Below are 19,418 nucleotides of genomic sequence, written 5' to 3'. Positions count from 1 at the left end.
CTCCTAACCTCGCCCCTGCCGGCAGCGGGCGGTTCGGTACCCCGCGCACGCCAGCCCATGAAACAGGGAGCAAGCAATGAGAAAGATCACGACCTACCTTGGCAGTGTGGCCTCCGTCCTCGTAGCGGCGGGCGCAGTCCAGGCGGATTCCTCGGACCCGATCATCATCCCGATCCACAACTGGTCGAGCCAGATCGTGATGAGCAATGTCGTCGGCCAGATGTTCGAAACGATGGGCAACCACGTCGAATATGTGACCACCGACAGCCAGGCGGTCTATGAATCCGTCCGCCTCGGTGATGTGTCGCTGGAGCTTGAGGTTTGGGAAGGGGCCTTTGGCGCCTCGTTTCGCGCCGCGCTCGAAAAAGGCGGCCTCCATGACGCTGGCACGCACAACGCCGTGACGCGCGAGGACTGGTGGTATCCGATGTGGACCAAGGAAGCCTGCCCCGGCCTCCCCGACTGGCAGGCGCTGAATGAGTGCGCGGCGGCTTTCGCCACGCCGGAGACCGGCGACAAGGGCCGTTTCCTCGGCGGTCCGGTGGACTGGCTCAAGCATGACCAGGAACGGGTCGATGCGCTGGGCATGAACTTCGTCGTGGTGAACGCCGGTTCGGCCGCCGCCCTCTGGGCCGAGATTGGAGCCGCCGAGGCCGAGAAGAAGCCGATCGTCCTGTTCAACTGGACGCCGAACTTTGCCGAAGCCGTCTGGCCGGGCGAGTTCGTGAACTTCCCCACCTGGGAAGAGGGCTGCAACGAAGACGCGGCCGTCGGCCCGAATCCCGACGTGACCTACGATTGCGGCAACCCGGCCAACGGCTACCTCAAGATCGCCGCCTGGGACGGGATGAAGGAAAAGTGGCCGGACGCCTACGCGGCGCTGACCAAGATCTCCTTCACCAACGCGCAGATCGCCGAGATGGCGAAGCTGGTCGACGTGGACGAGATGGAGCCGGAGGATGCCGCGGCCGAATGGCTTGCCGCCAACGAATCCGTCTGGAAGCCCTGGGTCGAATAAGACCTGACCCGCAATGCCTCCGGGGGGGATGCGCCCCCCGGAGTTTTCAATTCAGGAGCAGGCGCCCCATGACCGACGCCCCCGTCATTTCTTGCCGCAACGTCTGGAAGCTGTTCGGAAAGGAGCCCGAGGCCTATCTGGCTGAGGCCCGCGCCGGCCGCAGCTTCGAGGAGATCCGGCAGGCTGGATACATCGCCGCCGTGCGCGACGTCTCGATCGATGTCGGCCGCGGCGAGATGCTTGTGATCATGGGGCTGTCTGGCTCCGGCAAGTCCACGCTTGTGCGCTGCATGTCGCGGCTGATCGACATCACCGGGGGCGAGGTCGTGGTCGACGGTCAGGACATCATGTCGCTGGACGAGCGGCAATTGATCGAACTGCGCCGCCGCAAAATGGGGATGGTGTTCCAGAGCTTCGGCCTGCTGCCGCACCGCACGGTGCTTGAAAACGTGGCCTTCCCGCTTGAGATGCGGGGACAGGACCGGCACGAACGGCGCGACCGCGCGCTGGAGGTCATCCGCCTGGTCGGCCTGGAAGGCCGAGAGGACTATTTCCCGCGCGAGCTGTCGGGCGGTCAGCAGCAGCGCGTCGGCATCGCCCGCAGCCTCGCCATCGAACCCGACATCTGGTTCCTTGACGAACCCTTCTCGGCGCTCGATCCGCTGATCCGGCGCGAGATGCAGAACGAATTCCTGCGCCTGCGCGGAATGCTGGGCAAGACCATCGTCTTCATCACCCACGACTTCGACGAGGCGCTGAGGCTTGCCGACCGCATCGCGATCATGAAGGACGGCGCGGTCGAGCAATGCGACACGCCCGACAAGATCGTGCTGAAGCCCGCGACCGAATATGTGGCGAAATTCACCGAGGACGTGGAAAAAGCCCGCGTCGTGCATGCTCGCGTCCTGGCCCAGCCGGTGAACGGTTACCAGCTGGAAGGCCCGGCCATCGCGGCGGACGCGACCGTGCTGCAACTCGCGCGCCAACTCGTCAACGACGGGCGAGAGATCCTGCCCGTGGCCGATGGCGCGGGCCGGGTCGTGGGCGCCATGAAGCGCCAGGACGCGCTCGACATTCTGCTGGGGCCGGTCTGATGGCGATGACCGATGTCTCCTCCGACCGCCGCGACAGGCGGCTTGCGGCGCCGCGCGCAGCGGTCATCCTGCTCAGCCTGGCGCTGCTTCTGACGCTGGCCAAGCCGCTGCTGCCCGCCTTCCTGACGCGCGTCCCCGACGGGGCCGTGCTGCCCTACGATCTCTGGATGCAGTCGCTTTTCGACTTCATCAAGGATGACCTCGGCCTGATCCATGTCACGCGGGCGATCTCCGCGGCGCTGGAGTGGCTGCTGGATATCACCGCGAACCTGCTTTACGGCAAGAACCGCTGGCCCCATGTGGGCCCGATCCCCTGGAGCGCCGTGGCCGCCGTCGCGGCTGTCACCGGCTATGCGCTGGGGGGGGCACGGATGGCGGTCCTCGCGGGCGGCACCTTCGTCTGGGTCGCGCTGATCGGGCAGTGGGACCTGGCCATGCAGACGATGTCGGTGATCGCCGTCGCCGCGCCGGTGGCCGTTCTGACGGGGTTGCTGTTGGGGCTGGCCGCGTGGAAATTCCCGCGCTTCGAGCGGGCGCTGATGCCGTTCCTGGCCGTGCTTCAGACGCTTCCCTTCTTCACCTACCTGCTGCCCGCCGTCATCTTCTTCAAGGTCGGCCCGACCGCGGGCTGCATCGCCACCGTCGCCTACGCCATCCCGCCGATGGTCCTGATGACCACGCTGGGCCTCAAGGCCGTGTCGGACGAAGTCGTGGAGGCCGGCAAGATGAGCGGCTCGACGCGCTGGCAGATGCTGCGCCACGTCTACATCCCCTCGGCCCGGACCGAGCTTCTGGTGGGCGTCAACCAGGTGATCATGCTGTCCCTCGCCATGGTCGTCCTCACCGCCTTCATCGGGATGCCGGGGCTTGGCGCCAAGCTTCTGTCGCTGATGAACTCGCTCAAGCTTGGCCGCAGCTTCGAGATCGGGGTGACGATCGTCCTGATCGCCGTGACGCTTGACCGTTGCTCGAAAGCCTGGGTCATCAAGCAGCCGCAGCATTTTGAGCGCGGAACCCCCTGGTGGAAGCGCAATGGCCTGCTGCTGACCGGGATCGGCGCCTTCGTGGCCTTCGTGATCCTCGCGCAGATCGTGCAGGTGGCCGATCACATCACCCGCGCCCAGGATCTGTCGATGGGGGCCGAGATCGACGACGTGATCCGCGCGATCCTGTCCAACGGGGTGGTCACATCCATCACGGAGTGGCTGCGCTGGTTCCTGATCACCTGGGTGCTGATCCCCTTCCGCAACGCCCTTCTGTGGCTGCCCACGCCGGCGGTGATCCTGGCCATCGCGGCCGCGGGCCATGCCGTGGGCGGGTGGCGGTCGTCGCTGACGGCGGGGGCCTTCTTCGCCATCGTCGCCCTGACGGGCTGGTGGGACCGGTCGATCATCACGCTCTACGCCGTGATCTCGGCGGTGATCCTGGCGGCGATGATCGGTCTGCCGCTGGGTATCCTCGCCGCGCGGCGGAAGAAATGGGCGGAGCCGATCCTCCTGGTCTGCGATACCGCCCAGACCTTCCCAAGCTTCATCTACCTGATCCCCGCGATCATGCTGTTCGGCGTGAACGACGTCTCGGTGGTCTTCGCGATCTTCATCTTCGCGACGGTTCCGCTGATGCGCTACACGATCGAGGGCATCCGCGCCGTCCCCGAGGAACTGCTGGAGGCGGCCGACATGTCCGGCGCGACACGGCGTCAGAAGCTTGTGAACGTGCAACTGCCGCTGGCGCTGCCGACCATGGCGGTGGGCTTCAACCAGGCGATCATGTTTGCCTTCTTCATGGTGATCATCGCGGCCTTCATCGGGACGCAGGACTTGGGCCAGGAACTGCAAAAGACGCTCGCGGGCAACCAGCTCGGCAAGAACTTCGTGCTGGGGATCTGCGTGGCGTTGATGGCGCTCAGCTTCGATCACATCATCATGCGCTGGTCCGCCAATCAGCGCCGCAAGCTTGGCGTCTAGCCCGGGCGCCCGGGCCAGCGGGCGGGGTATCGGCCCCGCCCGTCAGGTGTCCGCTTCGGCGAGCGCAAGCATCCGCTGCAAGGCCTCGGTGGTGACCGGAACCGGGTTGCCCGCGGTCGATGAGGCCGAAAGCGCCGCTGTCGCAACCGCTTGGTGATCCTCCCTCGCAAGCCCCATTTCGGAGAGACGCGGCAGGCCCGCCTCGCGCGCCCATCTTGAAAGCGCGGCGGGGGCACGATCCGCGTTTGCGTCCAGAACCTCCGCGATGCGGGCGCAGGCCTCCTCGATCCGAGCGCGCGGCGCGCCGGAGGTGATGTCGCGGTTGACCGCCAGCGCCGGGCCAAGGAGCACACCGCAGATCGCGCCATGCGCGATCCCGGTCCGTCCGCCGATCACGCCCGCAAGGCCATGGACGGCGCCAAGCCCGCCGTTGGCCAGCGCCAGCCCGCCGGAAAGCGAACACCAGGCCATGGCATCGCGCGCCTCTGGGTCCTCGACCTCCATCAGCCGGACAAGCGCTGCCAGGCCGGGCCGGATCGCGCCCCGCGTCAACGCGTCGGTGTAGGGGGTCGCGCGGCAACTCACCCAAGGTTCGATCACCTGCGCCAGCGCATCAAGGCCAGAGGCCAGCGTCACTGCGCGCGGGCAGCCGTCGGTCAGCGCGGGATCGACGATGGCCAGGCGGGCGATCATTCGGTCGTCGCGCAGGCTGACCTTGCGGCCGTGTTCGGGCAGGCCGATCACCGCGTTCTTGGTCGCCTCGGCCCCGGTTCCGGCGGTGGTGGGCATGGCGATGAAGGGCAGCGGCGCGGCCTTGAGCGGCAGGGCCTTGCCCACCACCTCCAGGTGATCCAGCGCGCCGCCGGGGGCCGGGATCATGGCCGCAAGCGCCTTTGCCAGATCAAGAACCGCCCCACCGCCCAGCCCGACCACGACCTGGGGGGCAAACCCCTTGGCATCCCGGATCGCCTCTTCCAGCATCGCAAGCGTGGGCTCCGCGCCGCAGGCCAGGCCCAGCGTCTTGGCGCCCAGTTCGGCCAGACGGTCGGAGAACCAGGGCACATGACGCCCCGATGCGCCATGGACGACCAGAACACGCTCCCCCATCTGGCGGACCAGCGCCGGGGCCTGCGCGGCCGTTCCCCGGCCGAAAAGGATGCGCGGCGGCTGAAGGATCGAGAAGCTCATACCGACATCGTCGCCTGAACGGCGCGCTGCCAGCGGGCGTATCTGGCGCCGCGGTCGGCCTCCGGCATCGCCGGTTCGAACCGGCGCTCCAGCGCCCAGCCCTTGGCGAATTCCTCGGGCGGGGGGCAGATCCCGGCCTTGAGACCGGCCAGATAGGCGGCGCCAAGGGCCGTCGTCTCCGTCACGACGGGCCGGTCGACCGGGGCGCCGAGAATGTCCGAGAGGAACTGCATGGCCCAGTCGCTGGCGGTCATCCCGCCATCGACCCTGAGGATGCCCTCGGCCGATGCACCCCAGTCCGAGCGCATCGCCTCCAGCAGATCGCGGGTCTGGTAGCCGACGCTTTCCAGCGCCGCGCGGGCCAGTTCGGCGGGGCCGGAGTTGCGGGTCAGGCCGTAGACCGCGCCACGGCAATCGGGCCGCCAGTAGGGCGCTCCGAGGCCGGTGAAGGCGGGCACCAGAACAACGCCCTGCGCGGCATCGGCGGCCTCGGCCAGGGCCTGCGTTTCCTTCGCCTCGCGAATGATCTTCAGCCCGTCGCGCAGCCATTGGACGACCGCGCCCGCGATGAAGATCGACCCTTCAAGCGCATAGGTCGTCCGCCCGTCGAACCGATAGGCGATCGTCGTGAGAAGCCGGTTCTTCGAGGGCACCATGTCTGCCCCGGTGTTCAGAAGCGCGAAGCAGCCCGTGCCATAGGTCGATTTCATCATGCCGGGCTGGAAGCAGGCCTGCCCGACGGTGGCTGCCTGCTGGTCGCCCGCCACGCCGAGGATCGGGATCTCCTGTCCGAAGAGATCGGGCCGCGTCACGCCGAAATCGGCGGCGCAATCCCTGACATCGGGCAGAAGCGACATCGGCACGTCCAGAAGGGCGCAGATCTCCGCGTCCCATTCGTTTGTGGCGATGTTGAAAAGCATGGTGCGCGCCGCGTTGGTGGCGTCGGTGGCATGGACCCGTCCCCCGGTCAGCTTCCAGATCAGGAAGCTGTCAACGGTGCCGAAGGCCAGTTCGCCGCGCGCGGAGCGTTCGCGGGCGCCGGGGACGTTGTCGAGCAGCCACTTTACCTTTGTGCCGGAGAAATAGGGGTCGAGCAGCAGGCCCGTCCGCGCGGTGATCATCGCCTCATGGCCCGCGGCCTTGAGCGCGGCGCAGGTGTCGGCGGTGCGGCGATCCTGCCAGACGATGGCGTTGTGAATGGGTTCGCCCGTCGCGCGGTCCCAGATCAGGGTCGTCTCGCGCTGGTTGGTGATGCCGATGGCCGCAATGTCGGCCGCCCCGCGTCCCGCCTTCTCGATCGCGGCGCGCGCGGTGGCGGCGACACTCGACCACAGGTCGGAGGGGTCGTGCTCAACCCAACCGGGGGCGGGGTAGTGCTGGGGGAACTCCTCTTGCGCGAGGGCAACGACGCGCAGCGCCTGGTCGAAGAGGATCGCGCGGGACGACGTGGTGCCCTGGTCGATGGCAAGGATAAGGGACATGGCATCTGGCCTTCGGTGCAGTCTGTTCGGGGGCGAAGGATGGCCCGCCCCACGGCTTTAGAAAAGCCCTGAACGTCACGGGACGGCGCGGAGGGGGAGAGGTCGTGAGGGGGCGCCCGAAGGCGCCCCCCTTTGATCCGCGAACGGATCAGTTCTGCCAGGACTTGATCAGCTCGTCATACGAGATCGTCTCGCCTGCGGGCTTTTCGTTGTCCAGCATCGCCACCGGCGAGCCCGGCTCGTCGAGCCAGACCTGCGGGTCTTGCGGCTCGTTCAGCTTCGGGCCGATGTCGCCCTGGACGCCCGCGCGCTCAAGCCGCGCCAGCACCTTCTCTTGCTCTTCGCAGAGCGCGTCGAGGGCTTCCTGCGGGGACTTGGCGCCCGACATGGCGTCGCCGATGTTCTGCCACCAGAGCTGCGCGAGCTTCGGGTAGTCCGGCACGTTGGTCCCCGTGGGCGACCACTGCACGCGGGCCGGAGAGCGGTAGAACTCGACCAGACCGCCAAGCTTCGGCGCGCGATCGGTGAACGACTGATGCTGGATGGTCGACTCGCGGATGAAGGTCAGGCCGACGTGGCTTTTCTTCACGTCAACCGTCTTCGAGGTGACGAACTGCGCGTAAAGCCATGCGGCCTGGGCGCGGTCCACCGGCGTCGATTGCATCAGCGTCCAGGAACCCGCGTCCTGGTAGCCGACCTTCATGCCATCCTGCCAATAGGCGCCATGGGGCGAGGGGGCCATGCGCCACTTGGGCGTGCCGTCCTCGTTCATGACCGGCAGGCCTTCCTTGACCATGTCGGCGGTGAAGGCGGTGTACCAGAACATCTGCTGGGCGATGGAGCCCTGCGCGGGCACCGGACCGGCCTCGCCGAAGGTCATGCCCTGGGCTTCCGGCGGCGTGTACTTCTGAAGCCACTCGATCGCCTTGGTCACGGCATAGACGGCCGCCGCGTCGTTGGTCGCGCCGCCGCGTGCCACGCAGGAGCCGACGGGGCGGGAGTTTTCGTCCACGCGGATGCCCCATTCGTCGACCGGCAGGCCGTTCGGTTCGCCCACATCGCCCATGCCGGCCATCGACATCCAGGCGTCGGTGTAGCGCCAGCCAAGGCTCGGGTCCTTCTTGCCGTAGTCCATGTTGCCATAGACGCCGGAGGACGGGCCGCCCGCGTAGGACATGTCGCGCCCAGTGAAGAACTCCGCGATGTCCTCATAGGCGGACCAGTTCAGCGGCACGCCGAGGTCATAGCCGTACTTGGCCTTGAAGTCGTCCTTGGTCTTCTGGTCGTTGAACCAGTCGTAGCGGAACCAGTAGAGGTTCGCGAACTGCTGGTCGGGAAGCTGGTAAAGCTTGCCGTCCGGGGCGGTCGTGAACTTCGCGCCGATGAAGTCGGCCACGTCGAGGTTCGGATTGGTGAAGGCCTTGCCCTCGCCCTCCATCCAGTCCGACAGGATGCGGGCCTGCTGGTAGCGCCAGTGGGTGCCGATCAGGTCAGAGTCGTTGATGTAGCCGTCGTAGATGTTCTCGCCGGTCTGCATCTGGGTCTGGAGCTTTTCGACGACGTCGCCCTCGCCGATCAGGTCGTGGGTGACCTTGATGCCGGTGATCGCGGTGAAGGCGGGCGCCAGGACCTTCGCTTCGTATTCATGCGTGGTGATGGTTTCCGACACCACCTTGATCTCCATCCCCGCGAGCGGTGCCGCGGCGTCGATGAACCACTGCATTTCCGCTTCCTGATCGGCGCGGCTCAGCGTCGACAGGTCGCCGACCTCGGCGTCGAGGAAGGCCTTGGCAGCCTCCATGTCAGCCCAGGCCGGGGCCGAGCCCATGGCCATCAGCGCAAGCGCCATGGCGGTTGTGGTTTGACGCAATCTCATTATGTGTCCTCCCAGATTGTGAGACGTCCGTCTTGCAGTTCAGCCGGGGGGATGGGTCGCATCCGGCCCCCCGGCGCTTCGTTCCCGTCTAGACCCAGCGAAACACCGCCGCGGCATAGACAAGGCAGAGTGCGGTCGCGCCCCAAAGCGGCGTGCCCGCGAAGTAGAGCCAGATCAGGTGGATGAAGGCCGACCCGAGCAGGCTGATGAAAAGCCGGTCGCCGCGCGTCGTCTCGATCCTGAGGATCCCGACGCGGGGCGTCTCCGGAAAGCGGATGGCAAGCAGCGTCATGGTGACCAGCAGGCTCGCGATCACCCAGAAAAAGAGCGCGACCGGAAGCGTCCAGGCCATCCATCCGTTCGGGATCAGCGGCGCGAACCAGTTGATCGCGCCGTCCTTGCGCGGCGCGGCCAGAAGCAGGCCCGCCAGGATCGCCCCCATGACGCCCGCGGCGGTCAGGGTGATGGCGGTCCAGTTGACCCGGCGGGCGGTGGTTGCGGTGGCGGTCATCGGTCCCCTCCCTTACACGCGGCCCAGGGCAAAGCCCTTGGCGATGTAGTTGCGCACGAAGTAGATCACGAGCGCGCCGGGCACGATCGTCAGCACCCCGGCGGCCGCCAGCACCCCCCAGTCCATGCCCGAGGCCGAGACCGTGCGCGTCATCGTTGCGGCGATGGGCTTGGCGTTGACCGAGGTCAGCGTGCGGCTGAGCAGCAGTTCCACCCAGGAGAACATGAAGCAGAAGAAGGCCGCGACGCCGATCCCGCTCGCGATCAGCGGCATGAAGATCTTCACGAAGAACTTTGGGAAGGAGTAGCCGTCGATATAGGCGGTCTCGTCGATCTCTTTCGGGACGCCGCGCATGAAGCCTTCCAGGATCCAGACTGCCAGCGGCACGTTGAAGAGGCAGTGCGCGAGCGCCACCGCGATATGCGTGTCGAAAAGCCCGACCGAGGAGTAAAGCTGGAAGAAGGGCAGGGCGAAGACGGCGGGCGGCGCCATGCGGTTGGTCAGTAGCCAGAAGAACAGGTGCTTGTCGCCCATGAAGCTGTAGCGCGAGAACGCATAGGCCGCCGGCAGCGCCACCGTCAGCGAGATCACCACGTTCATCGTCACATAGATGATCGAGTTGACATAGCCCATGTACCAGCTGGGGTCGGTCAGGATCACCAGGTAGTTCCGCAGCGTCAGGTCGCGCGGGAAGAGCGTGAAGGTCGAGGTGATCTCGGTATTGGTCTTCAGGCTCATGTTCACGAGCCAGTAGATCGGCACCATCAGGAACAGCAGGTAAAGCGTCATCACGAAGGCGGAGGGTTTCACGCGCATCACTTCTGCTCCTCGCGGTCAAGGTTCGTCATCACCGTGTAGAAGACCCAGGACACGAGCAGGATGACGAGGAAGTACATGATCGAGAAGGCGGCGGCGGGGCCGAGGTCGAACTGGCCCACGGCCATCTTCACAAGGTCGATCGACAGGAAGGTGGTGGAGTTGCCCGGGCCGCCGCCGGTGACGACGAAGGGCTCGGTATAGATCATGAAGCTGTCCATGAAACGCAGGAGGATCGCGATCAGCAGCACGCCTTTCATCTTCGGCAGTTCGATGAAGCGGAACACCGCCCAGCGGCTTGCCTGGTCGATCTTCGCGGCCTGGTAATAGGCCTGCGGGATCGACTGAAGCCCCGCATAGGCCAGAAGCGCGACGAGCGAGGTCCAATGCCAGACATCCATCACGACGACGGTGATCCAGGCGTCCAGAGAGTCGTTCGTGTAGTTATAATCGATCCCCAGCGCGGCAAGCGCGTGGCCCAGAAGGCCGATATCGACCCGGCCGAAGATCTGCCAGATCGTGCCGACCACGTTGAACGGGATCAGCAGCGGCAGCGCCATGGCGACAAGGCACGCGCTGGCCCAGAAGCCCGACTTCGGCATGTTGAGGGCAATGAAGATGCCCAGCGGCACCTCGATGGCAAGGATGATCCCGGAAAACAGGATCTGCCGCCCGAGCGCGTCATGAAGCCGCGACGAGGTCACCATCTCCTCGAACCATTCGAGGCCCGCCCAGAAGAACTCATTGTTCCCGAAGGTGTCGTTGACCGAATAATTGACCACGGTCATCAGCGGAATGATGGCCGAGAAGGCGACGATGACCAGCACCGGCAGGACGAGGAACCAGGCTTTCTGGTTGACGGTCTTTTCCATCAGGCGGCCTCCCCCTGCACGCGCCAGTCGTCGGCATAGACGTTGATCTTGTCGGCGGCGAAGCTGACATGGGTCATGTCAGCGCCGACCGGCATCCCTTCCGGAACCACGATGTTGAGCGGCTGCTGCGCGGCTTCGGCGCGCACCAGCCGGTGGCGGCCGACATCCTCGACCCGGTGGATCTTCACCGGCAGGCCCTGTCCGTTGGTCAGGACCGCGTATTCGGGGCGGATGCCGATCTGCGTATGCCCCGTCAGCGGCGCATAGGTCGCGCCCAGTTCGATCGTTGCCCCATTAAGATGCGCCCGGTTGCCTTCGATCCGGGCCTCAAGCAGGTTCATCCCCGGCGAGCCGATGAAATATCCTACGAAGGTATGGGCGGGCGTTTCGAACAGCTCTTCGGGCGTGCCAAGCTGGACCACGCGCCCGTCATACATGACGACCACCTTGTCGGCGAAGGTCAGCGCCTCGGTCTGGTCGTGGGTCACGTAGATCATCGTGTGGCCGAACTGGCGGTGCAGGCTTTTCAGCTGTGTGCGCAGCTCCCACTTCATGTGCGGGTCGATCACGGTCAGTGGTTCGTCGAAGAGGATGGCGTTCACGTCCTCGCGCACCATGCCGCGGCCAAGGCTGATCTTCTGCTTGGCGTCGGCGGTCAGGCCGCGCGCCTTGCGGTTCAGCACCTCTTCCATCCCGATCATATGGGCAATCTGCTGCACGCGTTCCTCGATGTAGGCGGTGTCCATGCCCCGGTTGCGCAGCGGAAAGGCAAGGTTGTCGCGCACCGTCATGGTGTCGTAGACGACCGGGAACTGGAACACCTGGGCGATGTTGCGCTCGGCCGTGGCCGCGTCGGTCACGTCGCGGTCGCCGAAAAGCACGCGGCCCTGCGAGGGCCGCAATAGCCCAGAGATGATGTTCAGAAGCGTGGTCTTGCCGCAGCCCGACGATCCCAGAAGCGCATAGGCCCCGCCGTCGTCCCAGACATGGTCCATCTCCTTCAGCGCAAAATCCTGCTCCGAGGTCGGGTTCGGATAATAGCTGTGCGCCAGGTTCTTCAGCGTGATGCGGGCCATGTCACGCGCCTCCCTTCAGGTCGGCCGCCGCGTAGGCCGCCGGGGCGGCCAGGCGCCCCTCGGTGTCGAACAGATAGATATGCGCGGGGTCGAGCCAGAGGCTGATCCCCTGTCCCGCATGTAGATCATGCGCGCCGTGGACCAACCCGACCCAGCGGTCCGGCCCGTGGGTCACATGCAGGAAGGTTTCCGAGCCGGTGATCTCTGTCACGCTCAGGGAGCAGCGGAACTCGATCGCCTGCCCGGAATGTTTCGCCATTTCAAGGTGGTTGGCGCGGAAGCCCCCGACATAGCGGCCGTCCGGGATCGCGGCGAAGGCGCCGTCGGCGGGCGCATGTGCGGCCTCGCCGAAGGTGATCCGGTTCCCCTCCTTGACGCAGGGCATGAAATTCATCGGCGGGTCGCTGAAGACCCGGGCGGTCACCATGTCGGCGGGCTGGCGGTAGACCTGCGGCGTCGGTCCGAACTGCGTGACCCGCCCCTCCCACAGCGCCGCCGTATTGCCGCCGAGCAGCAGCGCCTCCTCCGGCTCCGTCGTCGCATAGACGAAGATCGCGCCCGAGGCTTCGAAGATGCGCGGGATTTCGACGCGCAGCTCCTCGCGCAGCTTGTAGTCGAGGTTCGCCAACGGCTCGTCCAGAAGGACCAGCCCCGCGCCCTTTACCAGCGCACGGGCCAACGCGCAGCGCTGCTGCTGGCCGCCTGAAAGCTCCAGCGGCTTGCGGTCGAGCATTGGCGTCATGCGCATCATCTCGGCGGTTTCGCGCACGCGGCGGTCGATCTCCGCCGCCGACGTGCCCTGGATGCGCAGGGGCGAGGCGATGTTTTCGTAGACCGTCAGGCCGGGATAGTTGATGAACTGCTGATAGACCATGGCGACGCCGCGGTCCTGCACCCGGACGCCGGTCACGTCCGCGCCGTCCCAGCGGATGCGCCCGGCCGTCGGGGCGTCGAGCCCCGCCATCAGCCGCATGAGCGAGGTCTTGCCCGACAGGGTGGGGCCAAGCAGCACGTTCATGGTGCCCTTGTTCAGCGTCAGGGTGGTGGGGTGGATATGCACCTTGCCCCCGACAACCCGCGTGACCCCTTGCAGCTCAAGCGCCATCCTTGGTTTCCTATTCTGCGGCCGGGCTCGCGGCCCGGTTTCCGGTCATGTAGGCGTCGAGCGCGGCGATCTCTTCCGCCGTCATTCTCAACCCCAGTTTCGTGCGCCGCCAGACCACGTCGGCGGCGCGGCGCGCCCATTCCTTGTCGATCAGCCAGTGCAACTCGGCCTCGGTCAGCGTCGCGCCGAAATCGCGGCCCAGATCCTCAACCCTACGCGCCGCGCCCAGGATTGCGAAGGCGTCCGTGCCGTAGCCGCGGATCAGGCGGCCCGCATGGTAGTCCGACAGGAACGGATAGTCGGCCTTGAGCCGCGCCGTCAGCGCGCCCACCCCGTCATGGGCAAAGTCGCCCCCGGGCAGCGGCACCCGCGCGGTCCACTTGCCCTTCAGGTCCGGGAAGAAGGGCGCGATCTTCTCCATCGCGCTTTCGGCCAGCCGCCGGTAGGTGGTGATCTTGCCGCCGAAGACGTTGAGAAGCGGCGGCCCCTTGGCATCCACCGAGAGGACATAATCCCGCGTGGCGGCCGTGGCCGACTTGGCGCCGTCATTGTAAAGCGGCCGCACCCCCGAGAAGGTCCAGACCACATCGTCCTTCGTGATGGGCTTGGCGAAGTATCGCGACGCGAAGGCCAGCAGGTAGTCGCGTTCCTCCTCGGTGCAGCGCGCCTCGGCGGGGGAGCCCTTGTGATCCTTGTCGGTGGTGCCGATCAGGGTGAAATCCTGCTCGTAGGGGATGGCGAAGATGATCCGCCCGTCCTCGCCCTGGAAGAAATAGCAGCGGTCGTGGTCGAAAAGCCGCCGCGTCACGATATGACTGCCGCGCACCAGGCGCACGCCTTCCGTCGTGGCGATATGCGCGACGTTGCGGATCACGTCCTCGACCCAAGGGCCGCCGGCATTGACCAGAACCTTCGTGCGGTAGGTCGCGGGTCCCGTGGGGCCCTCGACCTCCACCTGCCAATGATCGCCTGCGCGGGTGGCGCGGACCGCCTTCGTTCCCACCAGGATCTTCGCGCCCCGGGCGGCGGCATCGCGGGCGTTCAGCACCACGAGCCGCGAATCCTCGACCCAGCAATCCGAGTATTCGTAGGCCTTGCGGAACTTCGCGTTCAGCGGCTTGCCGGCCGGGTCGGAGCCAAGGTCCAGCGTGCGGGTCGAGGGCAGGATCTTGCGCCCGCCCAGCGTGTCGTAAAGGAAAAGCCCAAGGCGGATCAGCCAGGCGGGGCGGCGCCCCTTCATCCAGGGCATGGCAAGACCCAGCAACCGGCTTGTCGGCGTGTCGCTCTCAAAGCGCATGTCGCGGTGGTAGGGCAGCACGAAGCGCATCGGCCAGCTGATATGCGGCATGGCAACCAGAAGGGTTTCACGCTCCTCCAGCGCCTCGCGCACCAGGCGGAACTCGAAATACTCAAGATACCGAAGCCCGCCGTGAAAGAGCTTGGTCGAGGCCGAAGAGGTCGCCTGCGCCAGGTCGCCCTGTTCGGCCAGGATGACGGAAAGCCCGCGTCCCGCCGCGTCCCGAGCGATCCCGCATCCGTTGATGCCGCCACCCATGATGAACAGATCGGCCATTTCCGGCCGCTGAGCATCCGACACGTCGCGTTCCTCCCCCCGGAGGCACCAAGCCTCCCTCGGGGCGCACCCTGCACTGACTCGCTTTCGCGCGTCAACGAGAAATGTTCGTGATTGTGCGTTTTACCTTTAAACGAACATTTGAAATCTTCTGAACCGCGCCGTATCGTGAATTTGATCCGCGCCGATTGCACGGCGCGCAAAATCGAACGTGCGCGCGGCGCGGCGATTCCTGGCGTGACAGGCCAGCCGGGCCTATGCGAAAAAGGCGCGCCGCGCCCGGAAAGGACCGAACTTGGCCGTCAACATCCGACAGACCGAAATCCTGGAAATCGCCCGTTCGGAGGGCCGCGTCAGCGTCGAGGACCTGGCGCAGCGGTTCGAGGTCACCTTGCAGACGATCCGCCGGGACCTGACGGAACTCTCGGAGGCGGGGCTTCTGGACCGGGTCCATGGCGGGGCCCTGCCGCGCACGGGCGTGTCCAACATCGCCTACGAGGCGCGCCGCCGGATGAACGAGGCCGCCAAGACCGCGATCGCCAAGGCCTGCGCGGCGATGATCCCGGACAACTCCTCGATGATCCTCAACCTCGGCACCACGACCGAGGCGGTGGCGCGCGAACTGATCCATCACCGCAACATCACGGTCGTGACCAACAACATGAACGTCGCGAACATCCTCGTCGCCAATCCGGGCTGCGACATCATGGTGGCGGGCGGCGCTCTGCGGCGGTCGGACGGCGGGCTGGTGGGGGAACTCACGACGCAGTTCTTCGAACAGTTCAAGGTCGACTTCGCCGTGATCGGCACCTCGGCGCTGGACCGGGACGGCGACATGCTCGACTTCGACCTGGCGGAGGTTCGGGTCAGCCGCGCCATCCTGCGCCAGGCACGGTGCAGCTTCCTGGTCTGCGACCATTCGAAGATCGGCCGCTCTGCTCCGGCCCGCATCGCGAGCCTGTCGGAACTAGATGTCGTTTTCACCGACCAGGCTCTGCCCGCCGCCCTGATGAAATCCTGCGAGGGCTGGAACACCCGGGTCGTGGTGGCGGAGGCTTAGTCGCGGCGATCCCAGCAAAGGTCGGTGGGCCATTGAGGTCACGCCAAGACGGCATTTGCACAATCGCGCTTCTGCGAGGATCATGGCGGTCGCACCACGATCGAACCTGGGGACCCAAATGCACCTTGCCCGTTTCCCGCGCATAAGCCTCGCGCATCTCCCGACGCCGCTGGAACCGATGCCGCGCCTGACGGCCGAACTCGGCGGGCCCGAGATCTGGATCAAGCGCGACGACTGTACCGGCCTCGCGACGGGCGGGAACAAGACCCGGAAGCTCGAATTCCTGATGGCGGAGGCCGAGGCCGCGGGCGCCGACATGGTGATGACCCAAGGCGCGATCCAGTCCAATCACGCGCGTCAGACCGCGGCAGCGGCGGCGAAGCTCGGTTTCGGCTGCCACATCCTGCTGGAGGATCGAACCGGCAGCACCGATCCGAACTACAATCACAACGGCAACGTGCTTCTCGACCGGCTGCACGGCGCGACGAGCGAGCGGCGCGGGCCTGGGCTCGACATGAACGTGGAGATGGAGGCGGTGGCCGACAGGTTCCGCGCCGAGGGCCGCAAGGTCTATACCATCCCCGGGGGTGGCTCGAACCCGACCGGGGCGCTGGGTTACGCCAATTGCGCCTTCGAGCTTGTCGGGCAGGCCAACGACCGGCGCGTGGTTTTCGACCATATCATTCATGCGACCGGAAGCGCGGGCACCCAGGCCGGGCTGATCACGGGGCTGAAGGCCATCAACGCCCATATCCCGCTCCTGGGCATCGGGGTCCGCGCGCCACGGCCCCGGCAGGAGGAAAACGTCTTCAACCTCGCCCTGGCGACGGCGGAAAAGCTGGGCTGCCTCGGCGTTGTTCAGCGCGGCGACGTGGTGGCCAATACCGATTACGTCGGCGAGGGCTACGGCATTCCCACCCCCGGCGGGCTGGAGGCCATCGCCATGTTTGCGGAACTCGAAGGGATCCTCTTGGACCCGGTCTATTCCGCCAAGGGCGCGGCGGGCATGATCGACCTGATCCGCAAGGGGCATTTCAGGAAGGACGAGCGCATCGTCTTCATCCACACCGGGGGCGCGGCGGCGCTTTTCGGATACCTCGCTGCGTTTGAGGTCGACGGCGGCGCGCAGGCCGCGAAGTGACCGGGCCGCGCCGGATCGGAATCTTGGGTGGCATGGGGCCAGAGGCGACGGTGCTTCTGATGCAGCGCCTCATCTCGGCCGTTCCGGCGCAGGACGACTGCGACCACATCCCGCTGATCGTCGACTGCAACACCCAGGTCCCCTCGCGCATCGCCGCGCTGATCGAGGGGCGGGGCGAGGACCCTGGCCCGGTGCTGGCCGCCATGGCGCGCGGGCTTGCCGCCGCCGGGGCCGAGGCGCTCGCGATGCCCTGCAACACCGCGCATCATTACGCCCCCGCGATCCGGGCTGCCGCAGCCATTCCGTTTCTCGACATGATCGAGCTTTCGGCGGATGCGGCGCTGGCGGCGGCGGGACCCGGCGCGCCGGTCGGCATCCTGGCCTCCCCTGCGGTGCGAAAGATCGGCATCTTCGACCGGGCGCTGGCGGCGCGCGGCCTGCGGGCGGTCTACCCGGACGATCAGGACGGCCTTTTGACGGCGATCCGCGCGATCAAGCGCGAGGGCGCGACGCCAGAGGCGCGCGCCGCCCTGGCCGCGGCCTCCGCCGGGCTCGCCGCTGCCGGGGTGCGCGTGCAACTGATCGCGTGCACGGAGTTTTCCATCATCGCCGATGCGCTCGCCAGCGGCGTCACCGCCATCGACACGCTTGACGTGCTCGTCGCGGGGATCGTGCGCTTCGCGACCGGGGGGCGCTGACCCTCGGCCAGCATCGAGTCGGGCTTGCCCCCGAACAGCACTCCGAAGATCAATCCGATCTCGCCGCGCCAGCTGAACGGGCCGTCGCCCGGGCCAAGCACAGGGCGGGGATCAGCAGGCCCGCGGCGCGGCACACGCCGCGCCAAAGCTGTGCCACCCAACGGCTGGAGGCGGGAACGGACGTGCGGGTCATCCAGGCGCTGCACGGCCATGCCAAGCTGAAGACCACCGCCCGCTGCGCGCATGTCGCCACGAAGACGATCCGCTCCACCGTCGGCCCGACGCCGCTGAAGGTGATCTCGGCGATCGAGGCTTGACGGACCGAGGCACTTGGCTGGCATCTGGCCGCGTGCGGCAAATACGGCCGTCATCACTTCGCCTATGACAGGAGCGAAAACCGGCATTGCCCAAAGTGTCAGGGACCGGCAGCGCGTGGCTGGATGGCGATGCGCGCCGAGGATCTGCTGCCCGTCGAGTCTTTCCGCGCCGTCTTTCCCCTTCCGGCGGGGATCGTGCCGATCGCCTTCCGCGACATGCGGGCGCTCGACGGGCTGCGGTTCAACGCGCCTTCGGAAAAGGTGTTGACCATCGCCAACGATCCAAAGCGGCTGGGCGCGCGTTCGGGCATGGCGGCGGTGCTGCACACCTGGCGGCGGCGCATCCACATGATCGTGCCGGCACATGATCGTGCTGGGGTGTGTCTTCGCCCGATGGCACCAGATGGGCCGCCTGCAAGCCTGGTGTCTTTCTTCACCTGCGCCTGTTCCGGCGCCTGTGTCTGGACGGGCTGATGGACCTGCGCCGCGAGGGTAAACCATCCGTCCACGGCGGTCTGACCCGGTTGGTGGACGAACGCGCATTCGCCGCCTTCCGTACCCCATTGCGCAAGACCGAATAGGTGGTCTACGCCAAGCCGCCTTTCGGCGGCCCCGAGGGGGGGTGCTGGCCTATCTCCGCCGGTACACCCATCGCGTCGCCATCTTCAACAGCCGTCTCGTCAGCGCTGATGCTGAGAGCGTGGCCTTCCTCCGGAAGGATTATCGCATCAGGCTTGGCGAGAGGTAAAAGGTCATGCGCCTGACCACGCCCGAGTTTATCCGCCGCGTCCTGATGTATGTCCTGCCCGACGGGTTCCACCGCATCCGCCACCCCGGCCACATCGCCAGCGCCGCCCCAAAGGCAACATCGTCCACATCCGCAAATTACTCGGGCAGCGACCGAGCGTGCAGGAACCGCAGGAGGAAACCGAGATCGTCCCGCTCCCCCTGCGCGGGCCCTGTCCGTGCTGCGACGGCACGATGCGCATCGTCGGCATCTTCCGGCGGTGCGAGAGACCATCATCCCGCGCACTGCCCCGGGGAGCAGGCCGCACGACGAAACGCCCGTCCCTGGTGATCAGAATCCACCGGGGCGCGGCCGCGATCCGGATCACCCCCGGCTTGCGTCGTGCCGTAATCTGTACGCAAATCTGTGGCAATCCGCGTCGGTTGCACCCGAAACCCGAGATCCCGACCGACCCGGCGAGCCGACGCGGCTTCCCGTTCCTCGCCAACCGAGGTCTTGACCTGGACATCTTCAAGACGCGCGACAGACTTTCCCCGCAGTCAGCGCCCTGCATCCCGCGGCGTCCTCCTGCCGAGTTTCAACGCGGGCCGAGACCCGCAAGGCCGCCGTTGTCACGCAGCCGCCCGCATCGGAATAGCTTCAGGAAAGACGCTAGACGCCCGTAGGGTCGGGCGGCGGTCCACCGCGAAGATGGGCCGCGTCCGGGTGTGGGGGGCGGTCTGGTTCTGGCCCAGCCGTCCCCCTTTTTCGTTTTCCGTCTCAGGCTTTTCCGAGGGTGGTTTCGACGGCGCGTCTGGTTGCGGCGGCGATGTGGTCGGCTTCGGCCTCGGAGAGGCAGAAGGGCGGGGCGAAGCCGAGGATGTCGCCCTGGGGCATG

Annotated in this window: 15 protein-coding genes and 1 pseudogene; 7 read left to right on the top strand and 9 right to left on the bottom strand. The window is 66.6% G+C overall.

Features of this window, described 5'->3' with window-relative positions:
* The first annotated feature begins 76 nt into the window (after window positions 1-76).
* From OE647_RS18060 to OE647_RS18050, 3 genes are all read left to right on the top strand, one after another.
* Entirely contained in the window at window positions 77-1,018 is a 942-nt protein-coding gene (locus tag OE647_RS18060) for an ABC transporter substrate-binding protein (RefSeq protein ID WP_263723158.1), read from the top strand.
* A 68-nt stretch (window positions 1,019-1,086) separates the two neighbouring features.
* The gene (locus OE647_RS18055) at window positions 1,087-2,112 is read left to right on the top strand and encodes a quaternary amine ABC transporter ATP-binding protein (protein WP_263723157.1); all 1,026 of its coding nucleotides are present in this window, start codon (window positions 1,087-1,089) and stop codon (window positions 2,110-2,112) included.
* A complete protein-coding gene (locus OE647_RS18050) occupies window positions 2,112-4,079 on the top strand; it encodes an ABC transporter permease (protein ID WP_412174976.1) in 1,968 nt (655 codons plus the stop codon). Before OE647_RS18055 ends, OE647_RS18050 begins: the two co-directional genes overlap by 1 nt.
* Window positions 4,080-4,121: 42 nt before the next feature.
* Here the strand turns inward: OE647_RS18050 and OE647_RS18045 are convergent, their stop codons facing one another.
* The 9 genes from OE647_RS18045 to glpD form a co-directional block, all read right to left on the bottom strand.
* On the bottom strand, window positions 4,122-5,267 hold the full coding sequence (locus tag OE647_RS18045; RefSeq protein WP_263723156.1) for an iron-containing alcohol dehydrogenase: 1,146 nt from the start codon (window positions 5,265-5,267) through the stop codon (window positions 4,122-4,124).
* Window positions 5,264-6,748, bottom strand: a complete 1,485-nt coding sequence (glpK, locus tag OE647_RS18040; RefSeq protein ID WP_263723155.1) for a glycerol kinase GlpK — start codon at window positions 6,746-6,748, stop codon at window positions 5,264-5,266. The genes OE647_RS18045 and glpK overlap by 4 nt, the downstream gene beginning before the upstream one ends.
* 148 nt (window positions 6,749-6,896) lie before the next feature.
* Window positions 6,897-8,624 (bottom strand): ABC transporter substrate-binding protein, encoded by a 1,728-nt coding sequence (locus tag OE647_RS18035; protein WP_263723154.1) that lies wholly within the window; start codon window positions 8,622-8,624, stop codon window positions 6,897-6,899.
* Window positions 8,625-8,712: 88 nt separating this feature from the next.
* The gene (locus OE647_RS18030) at window positions 8,713-9,135 is read right to left on the bottom strand and encodes a DUF2160 domain-containing protein (protein WP_263723153.1); all 423 of its coding nucleotides are present in this window, start codon (window positions 9,133-9,135) and stop codon (window positions 8,713-8,715) included.
* A gap of 12 nt (window positions 9,136-9,147) precedes the next feature.
* Window positions 9,148-9,951, bottom strand: coding sequence for a carbohydrate ABC transporter permease (locus tag OE647_RS18025; RefSeq protein ID WP_263723152.1), 804 nt, complete (start codon window positions 9,949-9,951; stop codon window positions 9,148-9,150).
* Window positions 9,951-10,823 (bottom strand): carbohydrate ABC transporter permease, encoded by an 873-nt coding sequence (locus OE647_RS18020; protein ID WP_263723151.1) that lies wholly within the window; start codon window positions 10,821-10,823, stop codon window positions 9,951-9,953. The genes OE647_RS18025 and OE647_RS18020 overlap by 1 nt, the downstream gene beginning before the upstream one ends.
* A complete protein-coding gene (locus OE647_RS18015; protein WP_263723150.1) occupies window positions 10,823-11,899 on the bottom strand; it encodes an ABC transporter ATP-binding protein in 1,077 nt (358 codons plus the stop codon). Before OE647_RS18015 ends, OE647_RS18020 begins: the two co-directional genes overlap by 1 nt.
* A gap of 1 nt (window position 11,900) precedes the next feature.
* The gene (locus OE647_RS18010) at window positions 11,901-13,004 is read right to left on the bottom strand and encodes an ABC transporter ATP-binding protein (protein ID WP_263723149.1); all 1,104 of its coding nucleotides are present in this window, start codon (window positions 13,002-13,004) and stop codon (window positions 11,901-11,903) included.
* A gap of 10 nt (window positions 13,005-13,014) precedes the next feature.
* Window positions 13,015-14,577, bottom strand: a complete 1,563-nt coding sequence (glpD, locus tag OE647_RS18005; protein ID WP_263723172.1) for a glycerol-3-phosphate dehydrogenase — start codon at window positions 14,575-14,577, stop codon at window positions 13,015-13,017.
* A 295-nt stretch (window positions 14,578-14,872) separates the two neighbouring features.
* Between glpD and OE647_RS18000 the strand changes: the two genes are divergently transcribed.
* The 4 genes and pseudogenes from OE647_RS18000 to OE647_RS20255 all read left to right on the top strand — a co-directional run.
* Entirely contained in the window at window positions 14,873-15,637 is a 765-nt protein-coding gene (locus tag OE647_RS18000; RefSeq protein ID WP_263723148.1) for a DeoR/GlpR family DNA-binding transcription regulator, read from the top strand.
* Window positions 15,638-15,755: 118 nt separating this feature from the next.
* Entirely contained in the window at window positions 15,756-16,778 is a 1,023-nt protein-coding gene (gene cuyA, locus OE647_RS17995; RefSeq protein ID WP_263723147.1) for a D-cysteate sulfo-lyase, read from the top strand.
* A complete protein-coding gene (cuyB, locus tag OE647_RS17990) occupies window positions 16,775-17,476 on the top strand; it encodes a cysteate racemase (RefSeq protein ID WP_263723146.1) in 702 nt (233 codons plus the stop codon). Before cuyA ends, cuyB begins: the two co-directional genes overlap by 4 nt.
* Before the next feature lie 110 nt (window positions 17,477-17,586).
* Window positions 17,587-18,846, top strand: a pseudogene (locus tag OE647_RS20255) (IS91 family transposase); the annotation flags it as partial.
* Between the last annotated feature and the right edge of the window lie 572 nt (window positions 18,847-19,418).

Source organism: Albidovulum sediminicola, assembly GCF_025751575.1.
GTDB classification, from domain to species: domain Bacteria; phylum Pseudomonadota; class Alphaproteobacteria; order Rhodobacterales; family Rhodobacteraceae; genus Albidovulum; species Albidovulum sediminicola.
The sequence above is the reverse complement of the archived record's forward strand: the minus strand, read 5'-3'. Positions and strand labels throughout refer to the sequence as shown.